The organism is Cellulophaga sp. L1A9 (assembly GCF_009797025.1).
In the GTDB taxonomy this organism is placed as follows: Bacteria; Bacteroidota; Bacteroidia; order Flavobacteriales; family Flavobacteriaceae; genus Cellulophaga.
Genome location: NZ_CP047027.1, coordinates 714,520 through 740,713, shown reverse-complemented (window position 1 = coordinate 740,713; position 26,194 = coordinate 714,520). Strand labels below are relative to the sequence as shown.

Here is a 26,194-nt window from a genome sequence, read left to right as displayed (position 1 = left end):
GTTAAATTTCAAAGTAAATTAAAAAGCTTCTCGAGTGTCATCGTGATGTTGTGATTCGTACTAAGAGGTGAAGAAGCAATATCGTATTTCTTTAGTACCTTTGTAATTCACAAAAATAGCATATTCCTTTGAGGTATTTTATTCGTTTTTCTTACTTCGGAAAACATTATCATGGGTGGCAGAAACAACCTAATGCCGTTACGGTACAGGGTGTTTTAGAAGATGCCTTATCAAAACTATTATCTGATGAAATTATTTTGATGGGTGCCGGTAGAACAGATGCGGGAGTTCATGCAAAGGAATTGTATGCTCATTTTGATTTTGAAGAAATACCAAATAAAGAAAATTTTGTTTTTCGGTTAAATGCTTTTTTGCCTAAAGATATTGCTGTACTGGATGTTTTTCAGGTTCCAGAAGAAGCACATGCAAGATTTAATGCCGTTGCTAGAACATATGAATATTGGATTGTACAGCAGAAAAATCCGTTTTTAACCAACCATGCTCATTTAATTAAATACCCTTTAGATATTAATAAAATGAACGAAGCGGCCCAGCTTTTCCTATTACAGACAGATTTTGAGTGTTTTTCAAAGAGCAATACAGCCGTAAATACTTTTAATTGTGATGTAAAATATGCGGAATGGAAAGTGAACGATGGGGTTTTGGTTTTTACCATTACAGCAGATCGTTTTTTAAGAAATATGGTGCGCGCTATAGTCGGTACACTGTTAGAAGTTGGATTAGGGAAGATAGATATATCCAATGTTAAAGCTATATTAAAAAGTAAAGATAGGAGCCAAGCAGGGGCGTCCGCGCCAGCAAAAGGCTTATATTTGACCTCAGTTTTATACCCAGATAATATTGTAAAAAACCATGGATAATAAATCAGGAAAAGCATTTGATTTTCTCTTATTTAAAAGATTAGTAAACTACACTAAGCCCTATCGTGTTACCTTCTACGGTGTAGCTATTGCTGCAATTTTACTTTCAGGTTTTGCCGTAATGACGGCAATAATTGTTGGTCATATTGTTGATGAAGCAATTACGCAGAAAGACAGTCAGAAATTATTATATATGACTATGGCTATGTTGGGAGTGCTTATTGGTCAGGTAGTGAGTCAGTTAGGCTTTAATTATTATGCCAACTGGTTAGGAGAATCTGTGATTAAAGATGTTAGAATAGATTTGTTTAAACGCATGTTAGGGTTTAAGATGAAGTATTTTGATAGTTCTTCTATTGGTGTTTTGGTAACTAGGGCAGTTGCAGATATGCAGCGAATAGGAGAGATATTTAGTCAAGGTTTTTTTGTGATAGTAGCAGATTTACTTAAAATGATTGTTGTGGCAGGTGTCATGCTGTATCAAAGCTGGAAATTGGCTTTAATCGTTTTTGCATTATTGCCTATTATCGCCTATGCAACCAGATTGTTTCAAAAAGCAATGAAAATAGCCTTTACGGAGGTTAGAGCAGAGGTGTCTAACTTAAATTCGTTTGTACAAGAGCGAATAACTGGGATGAAAATAGTTCAGCTTTTTAATCGAGAAGAAATTGAAAAAGAGAAATTTAGAGAGATCAATGAAAAGCATCAAAATGCATGGTTAAAAACGGTCTGGTATAACTCTATCTTCTTTCCAATTGCAGAGATTGTTTCTTCTATTGCCATAGGTTTAATTGTTTGGTATGGTGGATTATTAAATATAGCGAATGTAGGTCCTAGTGAGTACGGAGCCATTTTTGCTTTTATTCTACTTTCTGATATGTTGTTTAGGCCATTACGTCAAATTGCAGATAAGTTTAATACCCTGCAGATGGGAATGGTGGCAGCCAATAGAGTATTTAAAATATTAGATACCGAGAGTCAGATTGAAGATTCTGGTACCATAGAGAAGACTACTATTCAAGGAGCTATTGATTTTAAAGAAGTGCGTTTTGGATACTTAGAAGATGAAGAAGTACTGCATGGAATCTCTTTTGAAGTAAAAGCAGGTGAAACTGTTGCTATTGTAGGGGCTACAGGTGCCGGTAAATCAACTATTATCAACTTGTTAAATAGATTTTACGAAATAAACTCAGGCGAAATAGCTGTAGATGGTATAAATATCAAAGACTATAAGTTGGCCTCACTACGTTCTAAAATAGCGGTAGTGCTGCAAGATGTTTTTCTTTTTGCAGATACTATTGCAAATAATATATCATTGAAAAATGAGAATATTTCATTAGCACAAATTGAAGCTGCAGCTAAAGAAATAGGGGTACACGAATTTATAACTAGCTTGCCTGAAGGGTACAACTATAATGTAAAAGAACGCGGTACGATGCTTTCCAGCGGACAGCGTCAGCTCATAGCCTTTTTAAGGGCTTATGTTAGTAACCCTAGTATTCTTGTCTTAGATGAAGCAACGTCGTCTGTAGATACCTATTCGGAGCAGCTGATACAGAAAGCAACGGATAAAATTACAGAAGGTAGAACTTCCATTATTATTGCTCATAGGTTAGCAACGATTAAAAAAGCAGATAAAATTATTGTTATGGATGCTGGTAAAATTGTTGAAATAGGCTCGCACAAAGAACTTCTTAAAAAAGGAGGCTATTATAATAATCTTTATGAAGCGCAATTCTCTATAGAAGAAGTAGCTTAGTATAGCATTGCTTGTGTATTTTTTAGATGTTTAAATGTATCTGTGAAAAATACTAAGTAAATACCTGTGCAAATAATTATACCTAAAAATAGTATTCCGAAAATTACTAAAAATAATAACAGCTTTAGTAGTATTTGTTTCCAAGTAAGTTGAAATGTTTTTTTGTATACATAGGAAAAGTATAAAATTAAGGTAATAGCATTGCTCATAGATAGATAATATATCCATTGGCTATTCCATATACTTATGATATATAAAATGTTAATCAAAATTGACATTTGGGTATAAGCATACATATTTATAACGAAATGCTCACTGAGATTAAATTGCTTTTTGTTGTAGAAAACTACTCTTGAAATTAAGGATAGAAAAGGGAGCATTGCTAAATAAAAGATGCTTTGATATTCAACGGTAATATCTTGAAATTTCTTCGCAAACTCTATTCCCATTTGCTGGGATGGATCGGAGCTGTCAACTTTCATTTGTGTAAATTGATAATCCATCGCTGTAGGAAAGAATTTTTGAACTAGGAAAAAGAAAAGTCCTCCAAGGAAAACAGCAATTGTAAAATAAGATATTGGATTCATATATCTTTTTCTGACCCCATTGATATAGCCTACAATTACTACTTCAGGAGCCACAAACAGCTTTCCAAAAGTGCGAATAAAAGTATTGTCAATATTTAGAAATCGCTGAGCAAAATCACTAAATAGATTTTTTATAGTTAACCTATTTCTGATCACTTTTGCGCCACAATCTGCACAAAAATTATGGTTTTCTTGTAATGTAAGGGTACAGTTCTTGCATTCCATAAATGGTAAATAGTTGGTTGGTGTTTTTATTTTTTTACTTACATCAAATCTTCTTTGATCATACTAGAAAGCTCTGTTAAGTCATTATACAATACAAATTCGCCATTTTTAATGTAGGTGATCATTCCTGTTTCTTCACTTACAACAATGGCTAATGAATCTGTTTTTTCAGTAATACCAACGGCAGCTCGGTGTCTTAATCCAAAGCGTAAAGGAATATTACGTTCGTTAGAAACGGGGAGTATCACTCGGGTGGCAACAATATAATTCCCTTCAATCACTGCTGCACCATCATGCAATGGACTGTTTTTGTAAAAAATACTTTCAATAATAGGTTGGGTAATTTCAATATGCATTTTATCACCAGTAGATTTTACAAAATCTAAGGAATTGCTTCTTTTTATAATTATAATAGCGCCTGTTTTTGAAGAACTCATTTTATCACACGCACTTACCAGTGAATCTACATCTGTACCAATACTGGTCACTTCTTGTTTTAAAAACTTAAAATGTTTAATGAAGTTTCGTTTATTAGCAAAATTGGTAGAACCAATCATTAGCAAAAACTTTCTTATCTCTTGTTGGAAAACTATAATCAATGCGATTAAACCAACTTGCATAAAACCGCCAATAACACTAGAAATCATTTTCATTTCTAAAAGCTCTGTGAGTTTCCAGAAACCCCAAACAAGAACGATACCAATGAAAATGTTTATCGCGACAGTACCGCGAACCAATTTGTAAATGTAATATAACAGCGTAGCGACAAGTAATATGTCTATTAAATCTGTAATCTTAAAATCTAGAAAGCTTAAAAAATCCAAGTCTTAGGGTTTTTGTAAAATTAGGAAAAATAGACGAACAAAAACTAGGTATTTTTATACTTTAATTGCTGTACTATGGCAATACATTCTGCGGCCTCTTTAACATCATGTACCCTGAGTATATTGGCACCCTTTAGTAAGGCGATAGTATTTAGGCTAGTTGTTCCGTTTAAAGCATGTTGCGCATCTGTCTTTAGAACGTTGTATACCATAGATTTTCTGCTAATACCAACTAATATAGGCTTTTTGGCATTTTTCAATAGTTCTAATTTTTGCATTAATTCATAATTTTGATCCAATGTTTTTGAAAAACCAAATCCAGGGTCTAAAATAATGTCATTAATTTTGTTATCGTTCGCAGCAGCTATTCTTTCTGAAAAATAACTTAGAATATCAGTAAGTAAATTATCGTACTGTATGTTTTTTTGCATGTTTTGAGGCGTTCCTTTCATATGCATCATGATGTAAGGCACTTGATATTTAGCAACAATGTTCATCATTTCAAGATCTAGATTTCCTGCGGATATATCATTAATCATTGCAGCACCTTCTTGTATACACGCTTCTGCAACTTTACTTCTAAAGGTATCTATTGAAATTTTACACTCAGGAAAATTTTTAAGGACCAAAGCTACTATAGGTGCAACTCTATTTAATTCTTCTTCATCTGAGACATGTAAAGCTCCGGGTTTAGAACTATATCCGCCAATATCAATGAATGTGGCTCCATCGGCAAGCATTTTTTGAACTTGATGGATAATTTCAGTTTCATTTTTGTATTTTCCTCCATCATAAAAAGAATCGGGGGTAGTATTAAGAATACCCATTATTTTTGGCGCTCCAATTTCAATAAGATCTCCTTTGCAATTTATGGTCATTTTTACTGAGAATTAGTCAAGAATTATAATAGCACTGCAAGTTTAAAGCGCTATACTTGAACAATTAAAAATTTTGAACGAAATTTACACAAATTAGAAAGAATACATGCAGAAAACCGCAGAACAATACGATGCTGTAATAAAAATATGTCGCGCTTTATTTTCTAAAAAGATGAAAGATTATGGCAGTGCATGGCGAATACTAAGATTACCATCACTAACAGATCAAATTTTTATTAAGGCACAACGGATTCGCAGTCTTCAAGAGAATGAAGTTCAGAAGGTAGAAGAAGGGGAGCAATCTGAATTTATAGGAATTATTAATTATTCGATAATGGCCTTAATTCAAATTGAAAAAGGAATCGCAGAGCAGCCAGACTTAAATGTTGAAGAAGCATTAGCGTTATTTGACTCCCATGTAAACATTACAAAGACATTGATGGAAAATAAAAATCATGATTATGGAGAGGCATGGAGAGAAATGCGTGTGAGCTCTTTAACAGATTTAATTTTGCAAAAATTATTGCGTGTCAAGCAAATTGAAGATAACAAAGGGAAGACTTTAGTGAGTGAAGGTATAGATGCTAATTACCAAGATATGGTAAACTATGCAGTATTTGCTATGATACATTTAACATCAAATTCTAAATAATTACATGAAGTACTTGGTTGGGTTCAGTAGAACAGTAGTAGGAATATTATTTATAATTAGTGGTTTTATAAAATTGAATGACCCAGTTGGGTTTTCATTTAAGTTGGAGGAATATTTTAGTTACGGCGTTTTAAACATGCCGTTTTTTGAACCACATGCCTTGAAAATTGCCATTTTTGTGGTAATTTTAGAAGTCTTATTAGGTGTTCTTTTACTAATAGGGTTTAGGCAAAGGTTTACCATATATAGTCTGTTGGTCATGATTATTGGCTTTACATTCTTAACTTTTTACTCTGCATATTTTAATAAAGTAACAGATTGCGGTTGTTTTGGCGATGCTTTAAAATTGACGCCCTGGCAATCTTTTACAAAAGACATTATCTTATTACTTCTTATAGTTGTTATACTCGTAGGGAAACGGTATGTCCTGCCTATTTTTAGTCCTAGTTTCAATAGAATTGTTACAGGAGCATCTTTGGCGGCTTGCGTGATTTTTGTGTATTACGTTCTTAATCATTTGCCAGCAATAGACTTCAGACCTTATAAAATAGGTGCTAATATAGAAGAAGGTATGTCCGTTCCGGAAGACGCGCCAAAAGCTATATTTGATTATGCTTGGAGGTTTAAGGTGAATGGCCAAGAAAAAATTATTGTCACTCAAGGCGATTATCCAAGTGTAGATGGTGAGTTTATTGATGTAGAAACAACGGAAGTGCAAGCAGGTTATGAGCCTCCGATTCACGATTTTTCAATAGAAAAAGATGATGTAGATTATGCGTCAGAATTATTGCAAGAACCCAAATTGTTAGTAGTAATTGCTTATGATCTAGATAAAAGTAGTTATAGTGCATTTGAAGAGGTAAAAGAACTTACAGATAGAGCTGTAAAAGCAGGCTATAAAGTTATTGGCATGTCTGCTTCTAGCGAAGATTTTGCTACAAAATTACTTAAGGAGTATAAATTGAATTTTGATTTTTACTTTACAGATCAAACCACTTTAAAAACTATAGTCCGTTCTAATCCAGGAGTTTTAATTTTGAATAAAGGAACAATTACACAGAAAGTACATTATAATGATTTAGACACTATAACTTTAGAATAGTTTTTCGTTTAAATTAAAATAAGATATAATTAGTCATTTAATAATTGAAAATAGAACAAAATGAGAAGTAAAATAGTTGCAGGGAATTGGAAAATGAATAAAAATGCTACTGAAACAGAAGCGTTATTGGCAGAACTTTCCGCTAAATTACCAGATACTACGGCAGAGGTAATGGTAGCACCAACTTTTGTAAATCTTGCAGGAGCAGTGCGCAATCTAGAATCTTCGACCATAGAAGTTATAGCGCAAAATATGCATTATGCAGAAAGCGGAGCATTTACAGGAGAAATCTCAGCAGATATGTTATTAGATATAGGGGTGGAGACTGTGATTATTGGTCATTCGGAGAGAAGAGCTTATTTTGGTGAAACGGATGAGATTTTGGCAAAGAAAGTGGTTGCTGCATTGGCTAAAAATATGCGCATCATGTTTTGCTTTGGCGAGGAATTAGAAGACCGTAAGTCAGACAATCATTTTAATATAGTAGCGCGTCAACTTAAAAATGCATTATTCTCTTTAGAGGCGAGTTCTTGGAAAAATATTGTTTTGGCATACGAGCCAGTTTGGGCTATAGGAACGGGAGAAACAGCATCTCCTGAACAAGCGCAAGAAATGCATGCATTTATACGTAAAACTATTACAGATGCTTTTGATGCTACAATTGCTAACAATGTATCTATCTTATATGGTGGTAGTGTTAAACCTAACAATGCTGTAGAGATTTTCTCTAAACCAGATGTAGATGGTGGTCTTATAGGAGGAGCAGCTTTAGTGGCAGATGATTTTGTAGCTATTATTAAAGCAATCTAGGTAAACAATTAATAAATACTAAATCATAAGGGCATTCTACTAGAATGCCCTTTTATATTATCCCAAAAATGGAAAAAGAGAATAATTATATAGAGTATACTTTTAAAGTAGAGCCCTTACAGCCAGCATCAGATATTCTAATTGCAGAATTAGGAGAAGTTCTGTTTGAAAGTTTCTTAGAGACCGAAGAAGGTGTTTTGGCTTACATCAAAAAAGAAGATTGGTCAGCTGCTATTCTGGACAGCTTAACTATTGTACATAATGAGAACTTTAAAATTGAGTACGATTTTAAAGAAATTGAGCAGGAAAACTGGAATGCAACTTGGGAGAAGAATTTTAATCCTATTCAAGTAGATGAAAAATGTGTAGTTCGTGCGCCATTTCATGAAAAACCAGAAGTGGAATACGACATTGTGATAGAACCAAAAATGAGTTTTGGAACGGGGCATCATGAAACTACACACATGATGCTGCAACATATATTAAATACAGATTTTAAGGGAAAATCTGTATTAGACATGGGAAGTGGTACAGGGGTGTTGGCGATCCTGGCTGCAAAAAGGGGAGCTAGTACAATTGATGCCATAGATATAGACAATTGGTGTTATTTAAATGCATTGGAAAATGTAGAGCGTAATGACTCTAGTCATATTAATGTCTATGAAGGTGATGTAAATCTTCTAAAGGATAAAAATTATGATATTATAATAGCGAATATTAATAGGAATATACTACTAGAAGATATTCCCGAATATTCAAAATGTTTAAAAGTAGGAGGGACGTTATTTTTAAGTGGCTTCTATTCTGAAGACATCCCTACAATATCCGCCAAGTGCGAAGAACACAGTCTGAAGTTTGAGTCCAACCTAAATAGAAATAATTGGGTTGCTGCCGTTTATCGAAAATGTTAAAGTTTTTGTAAAATTACCGTTGAATTGTCATATATTGTCGTTGTAATGTATTTTTTTAAGATATAGTTTTATATTTTTTAACTTATTTAACACAATTAATTATGAAAAAACGCGATTTAACTATTATTGCTATGTCACTTTTATTAGTGGCTAGTTCTTGTGAAAAAGAGAAAGACAATAATCTTCTAGTGCCAGAAGCTAGTGTAGAAAATGTTGAACAAGAAAAGCTACAAATTACCGATGAGGTGATGAGTGTTTTCAAAAACAACTACTATAATGTTAACGAAATTGACGTTGTAGATTTTATGCTTCCTGATGGATCAATGGAAGAACGATTTCAATTAGAGAATGATATATTATTTTCTGCGGAGCAGTTTGAAAGTTTATCAGAAATTGATATTAAAAGCGCTAAAAATTACCACACCACCAATTTAGTTAGTCCTAGGACCTTAACTATTATTGGGTACACGGGAGGTCAAAATGCCCTGCCAACCAAAGAGCAAACTGCATTGCAATATGCTGTTAATAATTACAATGCTTTAAATTTAAGTATTCGTTTTACATTAACTTTTGGTACTTCTTATCAAGATAAGGATATGGTGGTTTACCTAAATCCTAGTGAGTCAGGTGCTGGTGGTTCAGCGGGTTTTCCTAGTAATGGAAATCCAAATAAATTTGTTCAAATTTACGGTTTAAGCAATTATGACGTAAATGTTATTGAGCATGTAATTACCCATGAGATTGGTCATTCTGTTGGTTTCAGACATACAGATTGGTTTAGTCGTCAAAGTTGCGGTCAAAATACGAATGAAGGAACTGCAGGAGTAGGTGCTATACCAGTACCAGGAACTCCGGAAGCTTATGATCCTACTTCTATTATGTTAGCATGTTTTAGCTCAAATGAAGATGGTGAGTTTAATAATAATGACATTACAGCATTAAATTATCTTTATTAATTAACTAATACTTAAATAAATACATTACAATTTTAAAGGTATTCTAATTTTAGAATACCTTTTTTTATAATCCTTTAATTAGCAGTGGTTTCGTGTTTTTTTTAAATAATTTCTAGAAGTGACTTATTAGAATTTGTATCTTAGTGCAAAAATAGATCTATGAGCACGAAGGAAAAGATCTTAGAAGATTTACTTTTAGAAGAAGAAACTAAAAAACAAAACGAAATTGTTTTGTTTAATGATGAGGTAAATACTTTTGATCACGTCATTGAAACATTAATAGGTGTTTGCGATCATACTCCTGAGCAAGCAGAGCAATGTTCTATTATAGTGCATCATAATGGAAAATGTACCGTGAAAACGGGTGATTATGATGACCTTAAGCCGCGTTGCACAAAATTATTACAGGCAGGACTTAGTGCAGAGATTGTGTAATGGGGTTATTTTATCATACCCTTATCTTTAAATCCCGCAAGCTCTTGGTCTTAAATTATCGCTGTTGAGATCTATAAAATTTATTGGCTTTTTCTTTTTAGCCTTCGTTTGCTTTTCGCAAGAATTACCTCCTATAAATAATTTTAGTCCCTTGGCCTATGATGGCGGTAATCAGAATTGGAGTATCTCACAATCAGACCAAAAATATATATACGTAGGAAATAACTATGGCTTATTAGAATATAATGGAGCTTCTTGGAAAAAGTATTCTTCTCCTAATGGCTCTCATTTACGAGCAGTCAAGGTTGTTAATGATCGTGTTTTTACGGGATGTTATATGGAATTTGGGTATTGGACCAAAGATAATTTTGGCGATTTAATCTATCAATCTCTGAATTCTAAATTAACGATTCCCATGATTGAGGATGAGGAGTTTTGGAATATTATTCAATTAGATTCTTATGTATTGTTTCAATCACTTCAAAGAATTTACGTCTACAATTTAAAAACAGAATCATTCAGTATTGTACCTTCTGAGAGTACTAGAGCTCGAATTTTCAAAAATAATGGTATTGTTTATTTCCAGAAATCAGGGAAAGGTCTTTTTAAAATAGATGGAGGTAAAGGTGTTTTAGTATCGGAAGAGGCCATTTTTAAATCAAATTTCATTATTGGATTGTTTGAGTCCCCTCTAGGGAAAATAATACTCACAGAAAAAGAAGGTTTTTTTCTTTTAACGCAGGATGGTGTAGAAAAATGGCAGGTACCTGTAAATAAAGAGCTGAAAGGCTTAAATATGTATAGCGGTATTAGGCTTAAAGAAGGTGGTTTTATTTTAGGAACTATTTCAGATGGGGTGTATCACGTGAGTGATACAGGAGAGTTGATAGGTATAATCAATCAAAAAAAAGGACTATACGACAATACAATATTATCAATTTTCGAAGATGTTGAAGGCAATATATGGTTGGGTTTAAATAACGGAATTAGTGTTTTGAACTTCAGTGCTCCTTTCAAAGAGTATATTGATACGGTAGGGAAATTGGGGGTAGTGTACACCGCGGCAGTTTATAAAAATCATTTGTACTTAGGCACAAATCAAGGATTGTTTTATAAGCCTGAGTCAGGAGATGGAGCATTTGAAATTATAGAAAACACGAATGGTCAAGTTTGGATTTTAAAAGAAATAGATGGTGTTCTTTTTTGTGGACATAATGCGGGAACTTTTATTGTAAAGGGTGATGAGGCAAAACAAATTTCAAATTTTCCGGGTACTTGGGATATAAAGAAAATACCAGGTAAGGATTCACTTCTAGTACAGGGTAATTACAATGGGTTAAGTATTCTTGAATTGAAAAATAACCAATGGGTTTTTAGAAATAAAATTGATGGTTTTGATATTTCAAGTCGCTTTTTCGAATTCACAAAAAATAATGATATTATTGTCAACCATGAGTATAAAGGTGTTTTTAGATTAACATTAGATTCTTCTTATACTAAAGTTGTTCAAAGCAGTGATGAGCCAGTTTTAGGTACAGGAGCTAGTTTAGTGACCTATGAGAATTCTATATTGCATGCCTCAAACAGAGGAGTCTTACGATTTAATGAAGAACATAAGAAGCTTGAAAAAGACAGCCTCCTTAGTAAACTTTTTTTTGATGGGGATGACAGTTTAATAGGTGTTGTTATTCCAGATACTAATGAAAATGTATTATGGGCGTTTACAGGCAAAAATATAATTTCTTTAGCTGCTAATAAATTTAATGGTCAGCCAGAATTAAAAAAGATTGCTATTCCTAGTTCCTTCAGGCGTAATTTGGGGGTTTTAGGCTTTGAAAATATAAAGGAAGTAGGAGTCAATACTTATTTAATAGGTATTTCTAATGGATACATAACCCTTGATTTAGATAAGATAAGTGCAAAAGAATTTTCTATAGCTCTAACTGATGTCTTTAATAAAAATAGTGATACTACTTTTTTGCAAAAAGTGGAGTTAAAAAGCCTTAATAAAGCTTTTAAGTATACTGATAATAACCTGTATTTTAAATACAGTGTGCCTAGCTATGAGAAATATACAGAGGTAAATTTTCAATACCAATTAATAGGGCTTACGGAGGTTTGGAGTACTTGGTCAGAGAAGTCAGAGGTTGCTTTTGAAAACTTGCCTTTTGGGGAATATACCTTTAAAGTAAGGGCAAAAGTTGGCAATGAGTTAAGTGAAAATATAGCAAGTTATACCTTTGAAATCTTAAGACCTTGGTATGTGTCCAATCTAGCAATTTTATTATATGTTTTGCTTTTTATAGCGTTAGGATATTTTATTCACAGATTATATCGCAGGTATTATAAAAGACAACAAGCACAACTCTTAAAAGAGAATGAGAAAAAACTGAAGCGTAAAAAGATTAAAGCGGAAAAGAAGCTTATTCAGATTAAAAATGAAAAATTAAACCAAGAAATAGATAATAAAAGTAGGGAATTGGCAATATCTACAATGAGTATTATTAAAAAGAATGAATTTCTTAATGCTATAAAAACGCAACTGCAAGAAAGTAAAACACCACAACAAGTAAGTGCTGTTATTAAAACTATAGACAGGAACATAAATAATGAGGATGATTGGAAATTCTTTGAAGATGCTTTTAATAATGCTGACAAAGAATTCTTGAAAAAAATTAAAACATTGCATCCAGATTTAACACCAAATGATTTAAGGTTATGTGCTTATCTGCGCTTAAATTTATCTTCCAAAGAAATAGCACCTTTATTAAATATATCAGTGCGCAGTGTTGAAGTAAAACGATACCGTTTGCGAAAAAAAATGAATCTACCACACGAAATGGGCTTAACAGATTACATCATTAAGCTTTAAGTAACACTACACACATTTTTTACACTACAACATTACCCATACACGAGTGTACTTTAAGACCAATTTAATATAATATAATCTTAATGTTTTAGCCATGTTAGGGCTTATTCTCATTACTAATATCTCTTATTATGTAGTTTTAATTACGATATGTATATTTTTTGTTGTGGTCTGTTATTATTATCATAAAATATGTCTGTCTAAATTCGGAATTCTAAAACTCAACATATGAAAAACATATTTTTGTTGCTCTTAGCAATTTTTTTAACCACAACTTCTTGGGCTCAAGATTTTGCAGTAAGTGGTACTGTAAAAGATGCCAGTATAAATGATGTTTTGCCAGGGGTAAATGTGGTTGTTAAAAATCAAACACGAGGAACTACTACAGATTTTGATGGTAATTTTACCGTCGATAAATTAAAAGTAGGAGATATACTTGTGGTGTCCTACATAGGATATACTACTAAAGAAATCTCTATTAAAGATTCAAGTTTTATTACTGTTTCGCTAAATGAGGATATTAGTGCGTTAAGCGAAGTCGTAGTAATAGGATATGGTACTCAGACTAAAAAAGAAATTACCGGTGCTGTAACGGTAATTGGAGCAGAAACTATTGAGCAGTTAAAACCAACACGTATTGAACAGGCTTTACAAGGGCAAGTTGCAGGAGTGAATATAACTTCTCAATCTGGTTCTCCCGGTAGTGCATCAAATATTAGAATACGAGGTGTTTCAACTAACGGAAACAATAACCCATTAATTTTGGTTGATGGAAACGTTATTGAAGATTTAAGTGTTGTAAACCCTGGAGATATTGAAAGTATCAATGTTTTAAAGGATGCTACAGCAGGAATATATGGAGTAAGAGCAGCAAACGGAGTTATTTTAATTACCACTAAAACAGGAAAGAAGTCAACACCACTACAGTTTTCTTATGATACTTATGGAGGCTTTCAAGAAACTACTAGAAGGTTACCTTTATTAAATGCTACAGAATACGGTGTTATAAAAAACGAGGCTGCCGCGGCAAACGGAGAGTCTATTCCATATCCTAATTTAGCACTATTGGGAACAGGTACAGATTGGCAAGACGAGGTTTTTCAAAAAGCTCCTATTTTCAATCATAACTTAACAGTTAGTGGAGGTACTGAGAAATCTAGATACTCTTTTGGTTCATCTGTACTTACACAAGACGGTATTGTAGGTGGCTCCAAAGCTAACTTTACTCGTTACAATACAAGATTAAATTTCAATACAGAGCTGTTTGACGGCTTAAATTTCAAAGCTAATTTAATTTATACGGGTACACTAAGAAAAACACTGGCCGAGGGAGGACTGGGTTCGGTTTTATTCAATGCATTAAATATTTCGCCAATACTTAGTGCTACAGATGTTGACGGAAGTTTAACCAGAGCTCTTGGGCATCCAATTGAGGTGATAAACCCATTGGCGCAATTGCAAAACACGTTTAACAAAACAAAAATTGATAAAATTAGTGGAGTCTTTGGTTTAGATTATTCATTTTTAAATAACTTCAAAATCACCTCTAATTACCAGTGGAACTATTCAGAAGTAGATTATTCGGCGTATTTTCCAATTTCAGATTTTGGGAATGTTGGAAATAATACTGTATTTGATAGAACAACTGCTGCTTACGGAGTGTCTAATCAATTTTATAGAGATTATACTTTTGATGCTTTTATAGATTATGATAAGGTTTTCAATGAGGTTCATGATTTGAAAATTACATTAGGTACTTCTGTGTTTAAATCTACGGCAGATGAGTACGGAGGAACCTATGAAGGTGTAACCAATACTACATTGTCTGATCCTAGTTTAGAAACAGCTACTTTATTCAATGATTCTTTCGTGATCCGCTCAAATAGATTATATGATTCAAGGTTACTCTCTTATTTTGCTAGAATGCAATATAATTATAAAGGTAAATATTTGCTATCTGCTGTAGTAAGAAGAGATGGTTCAACAGCATTTGGTCCAGACAATAAATTTGGTTACTTCCCTTCGGGTTCCTTAGGTTGGATATTATCTGATGAGGATTTCTTTAAAGAGAGTAACGTGCTAAATTTTGTTAAGTTAAGAGCGTCTTATGGAATCTTAGGTAACGATAGAATACCTGGATTTGGATTTGTTTCTTTATTGTCAGGTGAAGGTACCTATGTGTTTGATAATGAATTAGTATTTGGACAAGCGGTAGGTAGAGTTTCTAACCCAGAAATACAGTGGGAAGAACAAACTACTTTAGATATTGGTTTAGATGCTAAACTGTTTAATAATACAATTAATATTACTGCAGATTATTTCAATAAACAAACAGATAATTTATTATTAGTAGTAGAATCTTCAGGTATTTTAGGAACCGCTGCGCCAGGTGCAGGAAACCCTATTGCTAATGCTGGTTCTGTACGGAATAGTGGCTTTGAGTTTGCTATCGGTTATGAAACACCATACTCAGAAGATTTTAGATTCGGAATTAACTATAATTTCACGTATTTAGAAAATGAAGTATTAAGTGTTGAAAATGGAATAGGGTATGAGCAAGGCGGTAGCTTTGGAATAGGACAATCAGGTGTTTCCCGTATGGAAGCGGGACTTCCAATAGGATATTTTTATGGACTAAAAACAGATGGTATTTTTCAAAATCAAGCTGAAGTAGATGCACATCCAAGTCAAATAGGTCTTGGTTCCGAAGCAGCTCCTGGAGATATTCGTTTCACAGATGTAAATGGTGATGGAGTCATAGATTTTGAGGATAGTACCAATCTTGGAAATCCGATTCCTGATTTTACAATGGGATTAAATGTTTCATTTGATTACAAAAATTTTGATTTCCAGACCTACATTTTTGCGTCAATAGGGAATGATATTGTTAGAAATTATGACAGAAATAATCCAATTACAAATCAGTCGGTGTATTCTTTAAATAGATGGACGGGTGAAGGAAGCACCAATGAATATCCAAGAGTAACTAACGGAGCAACTTCTAATATTTTGTTTTCAGATTTTTATGTAGAAGATGGTTCATTTGTTAGAGCACAAAATATGCAATTAGGATATTCTTTAAATAGCGAGGGTATTAAGGATATAGGGATCAGTAAATTACGTCTGTATGTATCTGCTAGTAACGTCTTTACTTTTTCTAAATATAAAGGATTTGATCCATCAGCATCTTCTGGAGATCCAATAGGTTCCGGATTTGATTCAGGATTTTATCCAGTTCCACGTACCTACTTATTAGGTTTAAACCTTAAATTTTAATGTAATGATGATAAAAAACACTTTTTTAAAACACGTTATTGCGTTTGCCAGTATTACGATATTTTCTATATCCTGTAGCGATGACTTTGTAAATGTTGAATCAGAAGATGAAAATTCAGAGGATTTCTTCAATTCAGAAGAAGATTATCAATCTGCATTAACGGGTGCTTATGATTTACTTCAATCTACATACCTTAATGTATTGTTGGGAGAAATCGCTTCAGATAATACCTTAGCAGGTGGTGAGAGCGCTACAGATGTAATTGGTATACAACAAATAGATGATATGTTACATACTTCTTTAAATGTACAATTAGAAAGTATTTGGGGATGGATGTTTGCAGGAGTCAATCGTGCTAACTATGTATTAGAGTTTAAAGATAAAACTGATTTTACAGGAAAAGAAGCACTTTTAGCAGAAGCTACATTTTTGAGAGCCTATTATTATTTTGAACTAGTAAAATGGTTCGGAGATGTTCCTTTAGCTGTTGATCAACGATTATTATTTGGTGATCAATATTTGGTAGGAAGAACGCCTGTTGCTGAAATATATGCTCAAATTGAAATTGATTTACAATATGCAGTAGATAATTTACCGTATACTCAAGCACAGAAAGGGAGAATTACTAAGGGTGCAGCGCAAGCGCTTTTGGGAAAAGCTTATTTATATCAAGATAAGTTTACGGAAGCAGCAAACGTGTTAGAGGATTTAATTAATAATGGTCCTTATGATCTTTTAGAAGACTATAGTACCATGTTTGAATTGGATAATGAGAATAACATAGAATCTGTTTTTGAGGTGCAGTATACAGACAAAGAAGGTGCTGGATTTGAGTGCTTACAGTGTAGTGAAGGTAATGTTGCTGTAGGTTTTAATGGAATAAGAAATTATGCTGGTCCTAGTTTTGAATCAGGATTTAGTTTTAATATACCAACTCAAGAGGTTTATGATGCCTTTGAAGCTGGTGATACGCGTAGAGATATCGCCATATTAAATATAGATGCATGGGCAGAAGAAACGGGTGCAACTTTTGGAACGGGTAATGAGCATACGGGATATTTCAATAGAAAATACCTTCCAAGGTTAGATGCAGCTGAAGATTCTAATACAGGAGATGCAAATTTAACGAACCCTAATAACTATAGAGCGATACGTTTTGCCGATGTATTATTAATGGCAGCCGAAGCTTTAAATAGAGGAAGCATAAGCGATTCACGTGCTCTTATATATCTAAACCGAGTACGGGAAAGAGCAGATTTGGAGGATGTTACTGTAGCCGGTTCAAGTTTAACTACAGCAATCTACCAAGAACGAAGGGTAGAATTGGTTGGCGAAGGGCACCGCTTTTTTGATCTCGTAAGAACAGGAAGAGCAGCTCAAGAAATAGATGGGTTTCAATCAGGAAAGCACGAATTATTTCCTATTCCATCTATTGAAATAGAATTGTCAGGAAACCGTTGGGAACAAAATCCAGGATATTAATAAAAAAATTGTAAAAATGAAGATTATAAAAAATTTAGTTATTTGCTTTTTAACAGTAATCGCACTTAATGCTTGTACCGAAGATGAAGTTTCATATGCATTTAAAGATGTATCAGCCCCTACTAATGTGGCTGCGTCATTTAATATATCTAATGATGATACAGGTACGGTTACCCTTACGCCAACAGCAGAAGGTGTAACAAGTTTTCAAGTATACTTTGGAGACATAGAAGATGAAACGCCTACGGAAGTTGCTCCAGGAGAAGAAACTTCACATATTTATGAAGAGGGCGAGTATATACTAAGAATAGTAGCCTTAAGCGCCTCAGGCCTCACTAGTGAACTTAATAGAAGTATCTCAGTTTCTTTTACACCACCGTCAAATTTATCAGCAGATATAATTGTTGTTAATAATTATGACGTTACCGTAACACCTAATGCAGATGATGCTACTGTTTTTGATGTTTATTTTGGAGAAACTGCAGACGAAGAAGCAACTACGATTATGGCGGGCGAAGTGGCTACATATACTTACGCAGCTGCAGGAGAGTATACCATTAGAGTTGTCGCTAAAGGAGCTAGTGCTACCACTATCGACTATGAAGATACTGTGAGTATAACGGACCCTGTTTCTGCTACTTTAGAAGATTTTATAGGTACTTGGGTACTTGCTTCTGAAGCAGGTTCTTTTGGAGTAGGCCCTGCTATTGGTGATGTTAGCTATTTTTCATTAGATGCACAAGGGATTGAAGATAGAGCATGTTTTATTGATGACGAGTATGTTTTTGGATCAGGAGGTACCTTTAATACGATTTTAGGTTCAGAAACCTGGATTGAAGCTTGGCAAGGAGGTACAGATTCTTGTGGAGCTCCTGTAGCACCACATGATGGTTCTAGTGCAGCATCTTATAGTTATGATGATGCCTCTAGTACAATTACCATTACAGGAACTGGAGCATTTATAGCTTTAGCTAAAGGAACTAATGACGGAGAATTAAGCACACCTGCTGATGCTCCAAATTCTATTACGTACAATGTTTCTCTAGCAGAAGATAAAAACACTATGAATGTGTATTTAGAAACAAGTGAGGGTGTCTTCTGGCAGTTTAAATTAGTAAAAAAAGTGGAAGCTCCAATTGTGGGTACATGGAGAATAGCATCTGAGGCAGGTTCTTTCGGAGTGGGCCCAGCTATTGGCGATGTGAGTTGGTTTTCTTTGGATGATCAAGGTATTATAGATCGTGCTTGCTTAATAGATGATGAATATATCTTTGGATCTGATAATAGTTATTCTGTAAATCTAGGGACGGAAACTTGGATTGAAGGCTGGCAAGGTGGTTCTGATTCTTGCGGAACTCCAGTAGCACCTCATGATGGTACTACATCTGCTACTTATGCTTATGATGAGTCTGCAGGTACTATTACTATAAATGGCATTGGAGCATATATTGCACTTGCGAAAGGAACAAATACAGGCGAATTAGCGGCTCCAGGAGATGCGCCTAGTTCAATTGTCTACAATGCTACATTTATTGATAATAATACGATGAGTGTGGTGATTGAGACAGGAACAGGTTCTGGTGTTTTTTGGCAATTCAAGCTTGTAAAAGATTAATAAGAAAAAGCTATTATTATGAAAAATATAAAAATAATTCTATTAAGTGTTTTTGGCTTAATCTTTTTAGGTTGTCAAGAGGATGAACCCGATTTAGATGTTATAGTAGCGCCATCTAACTTGCAAGTATCTGTTGAGTTGGTGGGTGCAGATGCAGATAATCCAAATGGGGATGGTAGTGGTACTGTAAATTTAACAGCTACAGCAGATAATGCTACCTCTTATCAATTTGTATATAATGGAAATAAGGAAGCAATTCCTTCTGGATCTAAAACTTATAATTTTAGTACTACAGGATTAAACACCTATACAGTTGCTGTAATTGCGGTAGGAACAGCAGGACTCTCTACCAGCTATTTACTAGATTTGGAAGTTTTTGCATCGTATTCAGCTCCCGAAGATTTGTTGCAAATGTTGGTGGCAGATGGGTCTAGAACCTGGCGTATTAAAGCAGAATCAGGCGGGCATTTTGGACTTGGGCCTGTAGGAGGAAATATTCCTGCAGAATGGTATAGTGCTACAGCAAATGAAAAATCTGCTACCGGTATGTATGATGATCGTTATATTTTTAATAGCGATGGTAGTTTTACCCATATTACAAATAGCGTGAATGATGATCCATCTGTGGATACTAGCGGAACTATTTTTGGGAGAGTTAATTTAGTTGATGAACTTGGTGCTCATAATGAAGCCGCCAATGGATCGGATATTGAGAATTATCCTTACGATGATTATAGTAACCAGTGGACTCTTACTGCACCAGATGGTATAGAAACCCTTAGTTTAGGAGGTACTGCTTTTATAGCATATTATACAGGTGGAGATCACCAGTATAGGATTTTCAGTAGAACTGAAAATGAAATGATACTTACAACCGCTGATGGCAATAATGAATTTAATTGGTGGTTTATTTTGACAGCTGATGATGGAGGTGCAATACAAGAGCCTTCTGCTGTAGATGTTAGCTATACCAATTTAATTTGGTCAGATGATTTTGATATTGACGGAACGCCAAATCCTGTTAATTGGACGTATGATACCGGAGCAGGTGGATGGGGTAACAATGAATCACAGTACTATACAGACAGAATAGATAATGCTGTAGTATCTGAGGGTACTTTGAAAATTATTTCTAAATCAGAAAGTTTTAGTGGGAGTGATTATACTTCAGCAAGGTTAAAATCTCAGGGTTTATTTGATTTCAAATATGGTAGAGTAGATATTAGAGCTAAATTACCTGAAGGTGCAGGAACATGGCCAGCGTTATGGATGTTAGGGTCAAATTTTGAAACTGTTGGATGGCCTGCTTGTGGTGAAATAGATATTATGGAACATGTTGGAAATAATCTAAATGTTGTACAATCTGCTATTCATACTCCATCTAGTTTCGGAAATACTGTAAATAAAGGTGATATAACAGCGACTAATGTTGCTTCTGAGTTTCATGTTTATTCTGTAAATTGGTCGGAGGACGAAATTTCTTTCTTAATAGATGATGTTATTTTTTACACTTATAATCCAGGAGTTAAGGATAGTCAGACATGGCCTTTTGATGCAAATCAATTCTTAATCATGAATATCGCCATGGGAGGAACTTTAGGAGGTGATATAGATCCTGCTTTTACAGAAGATACTATGGAAATTGATTATGTGAGAGTATATCAATAATTGAGTTTTTTTATGCTGGAGTAATTGAGAATTCATAGCTCAATTACTCCTTTTTTTATTTCAATAATATACTGTATCATTATAACAAATTAGAAAGTATGAATTTTAAAGTAATTATCTGCATAGGATTGTTTTGCAATTTAGGCCTTAGTCAAGGAAAAAAAGGAAGTATTGATCAAAAGGTAGATTCACTACTATCCATAATGACCCTCCAAGAAAAAATTGGTCAGATGAACCAATACAATGGCTTTTGGAATGTTACTGGGCCCTCTCCTAAAGATGGTGATGCTGCTAAAAAATACGAACATCTTAAAACCGGTATGGTGGGTTCTATGCTCAATGTTACTGGGGTTGAAGAAGTTCGTAAAGTGCAAAAAATAGCAGTTGAAGAAACGCGATTAGGGATTCCTTTGATAATAGGTTTTGATGTCATACATGGTTATAAAACAATAAGCCCTATTCCTCTTGCTGAAGCTGCAAGTTGGGATTTAGATGCCATACGTAAATCTTCTGAAGTTGCTGCAGCAGAAGCAGCAGCAAGCGGTATCAATTGGACATTTGCTCCTATGGTAGATATTTCTCGTGATGCACGTTGGGGCAGAGTGATGGAAGGAGCAGGTGAGGATCCCTATTTAGGGAGTAAGATTGCCTATGCTAGAGTAAAGGGGTTTCAAGGAGATGATTTGAGTGCGCCCAATACAATAGCAGCAACTGCAAAGCATTTTGCTGGTTATGGTTTTTCAGAATCGGGTAGAGATTATAACACGGTAGATGTGGGTACGTCAACCTTATACAATATTATTTTTCCACCTTTTCAAGCAGCAATTAAAGCAGATGTAAAAACATTTATGAATTCTTTCAATGAACTAAATGGTATTCCTGCCACAGGCAATGCTTTTTTACAGCGAGAAGTACTAAAGAAAGAGTGGAATTATAAAGGTTTTATGGTTTCTGACTGGGGTTCAATTAGTGAGATGATTGCTCATGGTTATGCAAAAGATGGCAAACATGCGGCAGAAATAGCTTTAAATGCTGGATCGGATATGGACATGGAATCTTACGTTTACGTAAAATATATTGAAGAATTAGTTGCAGAAGGTAAAGTTGATAGTGCTAAAATTGATGATGCAGTAAAAAGGATATTACGCGTTAAATTTGAATTAGGACTTTTTGATGACCCTTATAAATATTGCGATGTAGAAAGGGAAAAGAATGTTATTGGTAGTAAAGAAAATAATGCTGCTGTTTTAGATGTAGCCAAAAAGTCTATTGTACTTCTAAAGAATGAAAAGCAACTATTACCTTTAAAGAAAAAAGGACTAAAAATAGCGCTTATAGGACCTCTTGCAGCTGATAAAAATAGTCCTCTTGGTAGCTGGAGAATTGCTGGTGATGATAATACAGCAGTTTCGGTATTAGAAGGATTACAAAAATATACAAAGAATAAATTAACCTACCAAAAAGGGGTTATCCTTACCACGGGCGAAAATGCTTTTATAAAAGAAACGAAAATCAATACAACAGATAAGACCGGTTTTAAAGAAGCTATTGCAACAGCTAAAGAAAATGATGTTGTGGTCATGGTATTGGGGGAATATGGTTTTCAAACAGGTGAGGCACGTAGTAGAACGTCATTAGATATTCCTGGGTTGCAAGAAGAATTACTAAAAGAAATTTATAAGGTAAATAAGAATGTTGTTCTCGTATTGATGAATGGCAGACCGTTGACTATTAATTGGGAAGAAGAGCATATTCCAGCAATTGTTGAAGCATGGCAACTGGGTACTCAAAGTGGTAATGCTATTGCTGAGGTATTGTATGGTGATTATAACCCGAGTGGTAAATTACCTATGACTTTTCCTAAAAATGTAGGTCAAGTACCCATCTATTACAATCATAAAAATACGGGTAGACCCACAAGTCCTGGAGGTGATATTGTTTTTTGGTCGCATTATAGTGATGTGAGTAACGAACCTTTATATCCATTTGGGCATGGATTAAGTTACACAAATTTTGAATATAGTAATTTAGCCTTAAGTGCACCAACAATGAATGAAAAGGAGGCAATTACGGTTTCTTTTACCTTGAAAAATACCGGAAAGTACGAAGGGAAAGAGGTAGCGCAATTGTACATACGAGATCTTTTTGCCAGTGTTACTAGACCTGTAAAAGAGTTGAAAGATTTTAAAATGGTTTCTTTAAAACCAAATGAATCTACAACAGTATCTTTCAAAATTGATAAAGAAAAACTGCAGTTTTACACAGCAAATAATAAGTGGGAAGTGGAGCCAGGTGCATTTAAAGTGTTTATTGGCGGAAGTTCTAGCACTACTTTAGAAACAGATTTTTCAGTAACAGAATAATAATTATACATGAGTGTATATACTAAAATAGCCCTGATATTTATTTTAATGTCAGGGCTTAGTTGTGCAAATAAGAAAGGACTTGTTTGGGAAGAGAATTTTAATGGCAACACCTTAAATGAATCTGTTTGGAACTATGAATTAGGTGATGGCTGTCCGGAATTATGTGGATGGGGAAATAATGAAAAACAAATCTACACACGTAAAAACCATCAGGTAAAAGATGGTTTTCTACATATCAATATAAAAAAAGTAGATAGCACATATACTTCTACGCGAATTACCACAAAGGGAAACAAAGAATTTAAATACGGAAGAATAGAAGCAAGGGCGAAGTTGCCTTTAGCTAAAGGTTTGTGGCCAGCATTTTGGATGTTAGGCTCAAACATTTCTGAAGTAGGCTGGCCTTTGTGTGGAGAGATAGATATACTTGAGTATATTGGTAGAAAACCAAATACCATATTCACAACACTACATTTTGATGAGCAATATGGAGAAAACGCGTATACTAAAACTACTACAATCAATGGAATTGAAGATGGTTTTCATATATACGCTGTACATTGGTCTCCTGATAAAATAATTTTTTTTGTTGATGATGTTAAAATGTTTGAATACAAACCAGATCATAAAACAAAAAAAAATTGGCCTTTTAATCAACCATTTTTTATCATATTAAATACCGCGGTTGGTGGTAATTTGGGAGGAGATACTATTGATGATAGCATCTTCCCTCAGAAATTTATTATCGATTATATTAAAGTGTATGAACACTAATTGCTACCTAAGGAAACAACTTTTTTTGCTTGATTACTTTTGAGTGCCGCTTCAATCACGCGAATCACTTCCATACCTTCGGTTGCGCTTACAGGAACAGGTTTATGAGCGCTAATTGCATCATAGATTGCATCGTAATACACCATGTAGTCCCCATTTGATGAGGCGACTTTTTCTTTTATTAGTTTTCCGCATTTTTCGGTGTGTAAAAGTCCTTGTTCAGATTCAGGTTCTATTCCCCAGTTGGCTGAATTTGGGACTTTACCCGCTTGGAGGTCTTTCTCTTGTACGTCAGCTTTCGTTTTTATAAAAGAACCTTTTGTACCATGTAAGATATTTCCAGGTAGCGGTTCGCGTATATAATAACTAGATTTAAGAATAACCCTGTGCGAAGGGTAGAATAATTTTAAGTCAAAATAATCTGCTACTTTTGACTCTGGTCTATACGCATCGATATCTGCAAAAATAGCATTTGGAATGCCAAATAATTGTATGGCTTGGTCTATAAGATGTGATCCTAAATCGTACAAACTTCCAACAGCGCCAGTTGAGATTTCTTTATGTGCTTTTTCACTTAACTCAGGCTTAAACCTGTCGTAATGAAATTCTGCTTCTACAATAGTCCCGAGTACGCCACTATCTAATACTTCTTTTAAACTTAGAAAATCACTATCATACCTCCTGTTGTGATAGACAGAAATCATAACATTTTTTTCTTCCGCTAGTGCTATTAATTCTTCTGCTTCTGTAACAGTGGCAGTAAAAGGTTTTTCAATAATTACATTTTTGCCAGCGAAAATTACTTTTTTAGCAAAATCATAATGGGTGATGTTAGGCGTATTTACCACTACTAATTCTATGGCATCATCATCGAGTAGTTCTTCTAGAGTCCTAAACGTTTTTATATGGGGGTATTTCTCTTGCGCTAAGTTTTTAGTTCTTTCTAAGACACCGTACAAGGTAAATTTTGGGTTTACCGCTATAAATGGGGCGTGGAAAACACGGCCACTCATTCCAAAAGAACATAGTGCAGTTGTAATTGGTTGCATTTCAAAAAAATTATGAATTACCTAAAATATATTTTTTTCTTTAAAAAGTGTGCTATTTACTGGGGTAGTTTGTTTTTTAGTAGCCCATATACAAAAGTACCTAACATTGCAGACAGGATAACGATGATCATAGTAAAAACACCGGTACCCAAAAGCATATACATAGGCCCAGGACAAGCGCCTCCTAATGCCCATCCTAATCCAAAAATAACACCACCAATACTATTCGCTTTATAGTTTTTGTCTTTTTGAGGAACATTAATGGGTGCACCATCGATACTTTTTATATTATACTTCTTGATGATTTGTAAAGCGATAATACCAATCAATACAGCAGAACCAATAATTCCGTACATGTGAAAAGATTGAAATTTAAACATTTCAAAGATTCTGTACCAAGAAACAGCTTCAGATTTCACTAAAACTATTCCGAAAAAAATACCAACGAATAAGAATTTTAAAAATTTCATATTAAAAAATTAATGGGAATAGTACATAAATCATAAATAAACCTCCGATAAAAAAACCAATGACGGCTACTAAAGAGGGGAGTTGTAAATTGCTTAGGCCTGTTATGGCATGACCAGAGGTGCATCCGCCAGCATAACGTGTTCCAAAGCCCACAAGAAATCCTGAGATAATTAAGATGGATAAAGTTTTTAAATTAAAAATATTTTGAAGGTCAAATAATTCTGGTGGTAGCAGTGATTCACCTACATGGTTGAATCCTAATGAATGCAAGTCAGTTACAGTAGCTTCACTTAGCGCCATGGTACTGCCATTAGAAAGAAGGTGAGAGGCAATAAACCCACCGGTTATCGTTCCTAAAACGACCGTTAAATTCCATTTTTGAGTTTTCCAATCAAATTTAAAAAAATCAGCATATTTCCCTGCACCACCAATAGTACATAGTGTTCTTAGGTTAGATGACATCCCAAAAGTTTTTCCGAAGAGGATTAGGGAAATCATAGTCACGGCTATAAGTGGCCCAGATACATACCATGGCCAAGGATCTAATATAAAATTCATTTTTGTGTTGTTTTCAACTGGCAAAAGTACTTAAAATGATTT

General features: G+C 34.3%; 21 protein-coding genes. 15 read left to right on the top strand and 6 right to left on the bottom strand.

The genetic code is table 11. From position 1 onward, the window contains the following. Positions 1–128: 128 nt before the first annotated feature. A complete protein-coding gene (gene truA / locus GQR94_RS02955; protein WP_158974090.1) occupies positions 129–881 on the top strand; it encodes a tRNA pseudouridine(38-40) synthase TruA in 753 nt (250 codons plus the stop codon). After that, entirely contained in the window at positions 874–2,640 is a 1,767-nt protein-coding gene (locus GQR94_RS02950) for an ABC transporter ATP-binding protein (RefSeq protein WP_158974089.1), read from the top strand. Before truA ends, GQR94_RS02950 begins: the two co-directional genes overlap by 8 nt. Here GQR94_RS02950 and GQR94_RS02945 read toward each other — a convergent pair. Genes GQR94_RS02945 through folP form a run of 3 tightly spaced genes read right to left on the bottom strand, consistent with a single transcriptional unit; the run spans position 2,637 to position 5,154 of the window. Next, on the bottom strand, positions 2,637–3,452 hold the full coding sequence (locus GQR94_RS02945; protein ID WP_158974088.1) for a DUF3667 domain-containing protein: 816 nt from the start codon (positions 3,450–3,452) through the stop codon (positions 2,637–2,639). The genes GQR94_RS02950 and GQR94_RS02945 overlap by 4 nt on opposite strands. A gap of 38 nt (positions 3,453–3,490) precedes the next feature. Beyond that, complete coding sequence (locus GQR94_RS02940; protein ID WP_158974087.1) at positions 3,491–4,276, bottom strand: diadenylate cyclase; 786 nt, start codon at positions 4,274–4,276, stop codon at positions 3,491–3,493. A 44-nt stretch (positions 4,277–4,320) separates the two neighbouring features. After that, the gene (folP, locus tag GQR94_RS02935; RefSeq protein WP_158974086.1) at positions 4,321–5,154 is read right to left on the bottom strand and encodes a dihydropteroate synthase; all 834 of its coding nucleotides are present in this window, start codon (positions 5,152–5,154) and stop codon (positions 4,321–4,323) included. A 106-nt stretch (positions 5,155–5,260) separates the two neighbouring features. Here folP and GQR94_RS02930 point away from each other — a divergent pair, with 106 nt between their 5' ends. The 13 genes from GQR94_RS02930 to GQR94_RS02870 all read left to right on the top strand — a co-directional run bounded on the left by GQR94_RS02930 (position 5,261) and on the right by GQR94_RS02870 (position 24,074). Continuing rightward, positions 5,261–5,806 (top strand): DUF1599 domain-containing protein, encoded by a 546-nt coding sequence (locus GQR94_RS02930; protein WP_158974085.1) that lies wholly within the window; start codon positions 5,261–5,263, stop codon positions 5,804–5,806. A 4-nt stretch (positions 5,807–5,810) separates the two neighbouring features. Further along, positions 5,811–6,908, top strand: coding sequence for a BT_3928 family protein (locus GQR94_RS02925; protein ID WP_158974084.1), 1,098 nt, complete (start codon positions 5,811–5,813; stop codon positions 6,906–6,908). A gap of 60 nt (positions 6,909–6,968) precedes the next feature. Beyond that, entirely contained in the window at positions 6,969–7,718 is a 750-nt protein-coding gene (gene tpiA, locus GQR94_RS02920; protein ID WP_158974083.1) for a triose-phosphate isomerase, read from the top strand. 68 nt (positions 7,719–7,786) lie between these two features. After that, on the top strand, positions 7,787–8,629 hold the full coding sequence (gene prmA, locus GQR94_RS02915) for a 50S ribosomal protein L11 methyltransferase (protein WP_233268628.1): 843 nt from the start codon (positions 7,787–7,789) through the stop codon (positions 8,627–8,629). A 101-nt stretch (positions 8,630–8,730) separates the two neighbouring features. Further along, positions 8,731–9,585 carry a M57 family metalloprotease gene (locus tag GQR94_RS02910; RefSeq protein ID WP_158974081.1) on the top strand — a complete coding sequence of 285 codons (855 nt, stop codon included), beginning with the start codon at positions 8,731–8,733 and terminating at the stop codon, positions 9,583–9,585. A 159-nt stretch (positions 9,586–9,744) separates the two neighbouring features. After that, a complete protein-coding gene (locus GQR94_RS02905) occupies positions 9,745–10,020 on the top strand; it encodes an ATP-dependent Clp protease adaptor ClpS (RefSeq protein WP_158974080.1) in 276 nt (91 codons plus the stop codon). Positions 10,021–10,084: 64 nt separating this feature from the next. Continuing rightward, complete coding sequence (locus GQR94_RS02900; RefSeq protein WP_158974079.1) at positions 10,085–12,892, top strand: triple tyrosine motif-containing protein; 2,808 nt, start codon at positions 10,085–10,087, stop codon at positions 12,890–12,892. Positions 12,893–13,120: 228 nt separating this feature from the next. After that, positions 13,121–16,168 (top strand): TonB-dependent receptor, encoded by a 3,048-nt coding sequence (locus GQR94_RS02895; RefSeq protein WP_158974078.1) that lies wholly within the window; start codon positions 13,121–13,123, stop codon positions 16,166–16,168. 4 nt (positions 16,169–16,172) lie between these two features. Then, positions 16,173–17,651, top strand: coding sequence for a RagB/SusD family nutrient uptake outer membrane protein (locus GQR94_RS02890; protein WP_158974077.1), 1,479 nt, complete (start codon positions 16,173–16,175; stop codon positions 17,649–17,651). Positions 17,652–17,667: 16 nt separating this feature from the next. Next, entirely contained in the window at positions 17,668–19,266 is a 1,599-nt protein-coding gene (locus GQR94_RS02885) for a hypothetical protein (RefSeq protein WP_158974076.1), read from the top strand. Between the two features lie 18 nt (positions 19,267–19,284). Then, complete coding sequence (locus GQR94_RS02880) at positions 19,285–20,934, top strand: family 16 glycosylhydrolase (protein WP_158974075.1); 1,650 nt, start codon at positions 19,285–19,287, stop codon at positions 20,932–20,934. 98 nt (positions 20,935–21,032) lie between these two features. Further along, positions 21,033–23,297, top strand: coding sequence for a beta-glucosidase BglX (bglX, locus tag GQR94_RS02875; RefSeq protein WP_158974074.1), 2,265 nt, complete (start codon positions 21,033–21,035; stop codon positions 23,295–23,297). A gap of 9 nt (positions 23,298–23,306) precedes the next feature. Next, a complete protein-coding gene (locus GQR94_RS02870) occupies positions 23,307–24,074 on the top strand; it encodes a family 16 glycosylhydrolase (protein ID WP_158974073.1) in 768 nt (255 codons plus the stop codon). Here GQR94_RS02870 and GQR94_RS02865 read toward each other — a convergent pair. The 3 genes from GQR94_RS02865 to GQR94_RS02855 are packed head-to-tail and all read right to left on the bottom strand — an operon-like array spanning position 24,071 to position 26,152. Beyond that, a complete protein-coding gene (locus tag GQR94_RS02865; RefSeq protein WP_158974072.1) occupies positions 24,071–25,123 on the bottom strand; it encodes a Gfo/Idh/MocA family oxidoreductase in 1,053 nt (350 codons plus the stop codon). The two genes, GQR94_RS02870 and GQR94_RS02865, sit on opposite strands and share 4 nt — an antisense overlap. Positions 25,124–25,179: 56 nt before the next feature. Beyond that, complete coding sequence (locus GQR94_RS02860; RefSeq protein WP_158974071.1) at positions 25,180–25,593, bottom strand: DUF6691 family protein; 414 nt, start codon at positions 25,591–25,593, stop codon at positions 25,180–25,182. A gap of 1 nt (position 25,594) precedes the next feature. Further along, positions 25,595–26,152, bottom strand: a complete 558-nt coding sequence (locus tag GQR94_RS02855; RefSeq protein ID WP_158974070.1) for a YeeE/YedE family protein — start codon at positions 26,150–26,152, stop codon at positions 25,595–25,597. Between the last annotated feature and the right edge of the window lie 42 nt (positions 26,153–26,194).

Excerpts from the sequence above, each read along its gene's own strand:
- bglX (WP_158974074.1), top strand. The coding sequence starts at position 21,033 with ATGAATTTTAAAGTAATTATCTGCATAGGATTGTTTTGCAATTTAGGC.
- GQR94_RS02930 (WP_158974085.1), top strand. The coding sequence starts at position 5,261 with ATGCAGAAAACCGCAGAACAATACGATGCTGTAATAAAAATATGTCGC.
- GQR94_RS02945 (WP_158974088.1), bottom strand. The coding sequence starts at position 3,452 with ATGGAATGCAAGAACTGTACCCTTACATTACAAGAAAACCATAATTTT.
- GQR94_RS02860 (WP_158974071.1), bottom strand. The coding sequence starts at position 25,593 with ATGAAATTTTTAAAATTCTTATTCGTTGGTATTTTTTTCGGAATAGTT.
- GQR94_RS02885 (WP_158974076.1), top strand. The coding sequence starts at position 17,668 with ATGAAGATTATAAAAAATTTAGTTATTTGCTTTTTAACAGTAATCGCA.
- prmA (WP_233268628.1), top strand. The coding sequence starts at position 7,787 with ATGGAAAAAGAGAATAATTATATAGAGTATACTTTTAAAGTAGAGCCC.
- GQR94_RS02925 (WP_158974084.1), top strand. The coding sequence starts at position 5,811 with ATGAAGTACTTGGTTGGGTTCAGTAGAACAGTAGTAGGAATATTATTT.
- GQR94_RS02865 (WP_158974072.1), bottom strand. The coding sequence starts at position 25,123 with ATGCAACCAATTACAACTGCACTATGTTCTTTTGGAATGAGTGGCCGT.
- GQR94_RS02880 (WP_158974075.1), top strand. The coding sequence starts at position 19,285 with ATGAAAAATATAAAAATAATTCTATTAAGTGTTTTTGGCTTAATCTTT.
- GQR94_RS02910 (WP_158974081.1), top strand. The coding sequence starts at position 8,731 with ATGAAAAAACGCGATTTAACTATTATTGCTATGTCACTTTTATTAGTG.
- tpiA (WP_158974083.1), top strand. The coding sequence starts at position 6,969 with ATGAGAAGTAAAATAGTTGCAGGGAATTGGAAAATGAATAAAAATGCT.
- folP (WP_158974086.1), bottom strand. The coding sequence starts at position 5,154 with ATGACCATAAATTGCAAAGGAGATCTTATTGAAATTGGAGCGCCAAAA.
- GQR94_RS02855 (WP_158974070.1), bottom strand. The coding sequence starts at position 26,152 with ATGAATTTTATATTAGATCCTTGGCCATGGTATGTATCTGGGCCACTT.
- GQR94_RS02890 (WP_158974077.1), top strand. The coding sequence starts at position 16,173 with ATGATGATAAAAAACACTTTTTTAAAACACGTTATTGCGTTTGCCAGT.
- GQR94_RS02950 (WP_158974089.1), top strand. The coding sequence starts at position 874 with ATGGATAATAAATCAGGAAAAGCATTTGATTTTCTCTTATTTAAAAGA.
- GQR94_RS02905 (WP_158974080.1), top strand. The coding sequence starts at position 9,745 with ATGAGCACGAAGGAAAAGATCTTAGAAGATTTACTTTTAGAAGAAGAA.
- GQR94_RS02895 (WP_158974078.1), top strand. The coding sequence starts at position 13,121 with ATGAAAAACATATTTTTGTTGCTCTTAGCAATTTTTTTAACCACAACT.
- GQR94_RS02870 (WP_158974073.1), top strand. The coding sequence starts at position 23,307 with ATGAGTGTATATACTAAAATAGCCCTGATATTTATTTTAATGTCAGGG.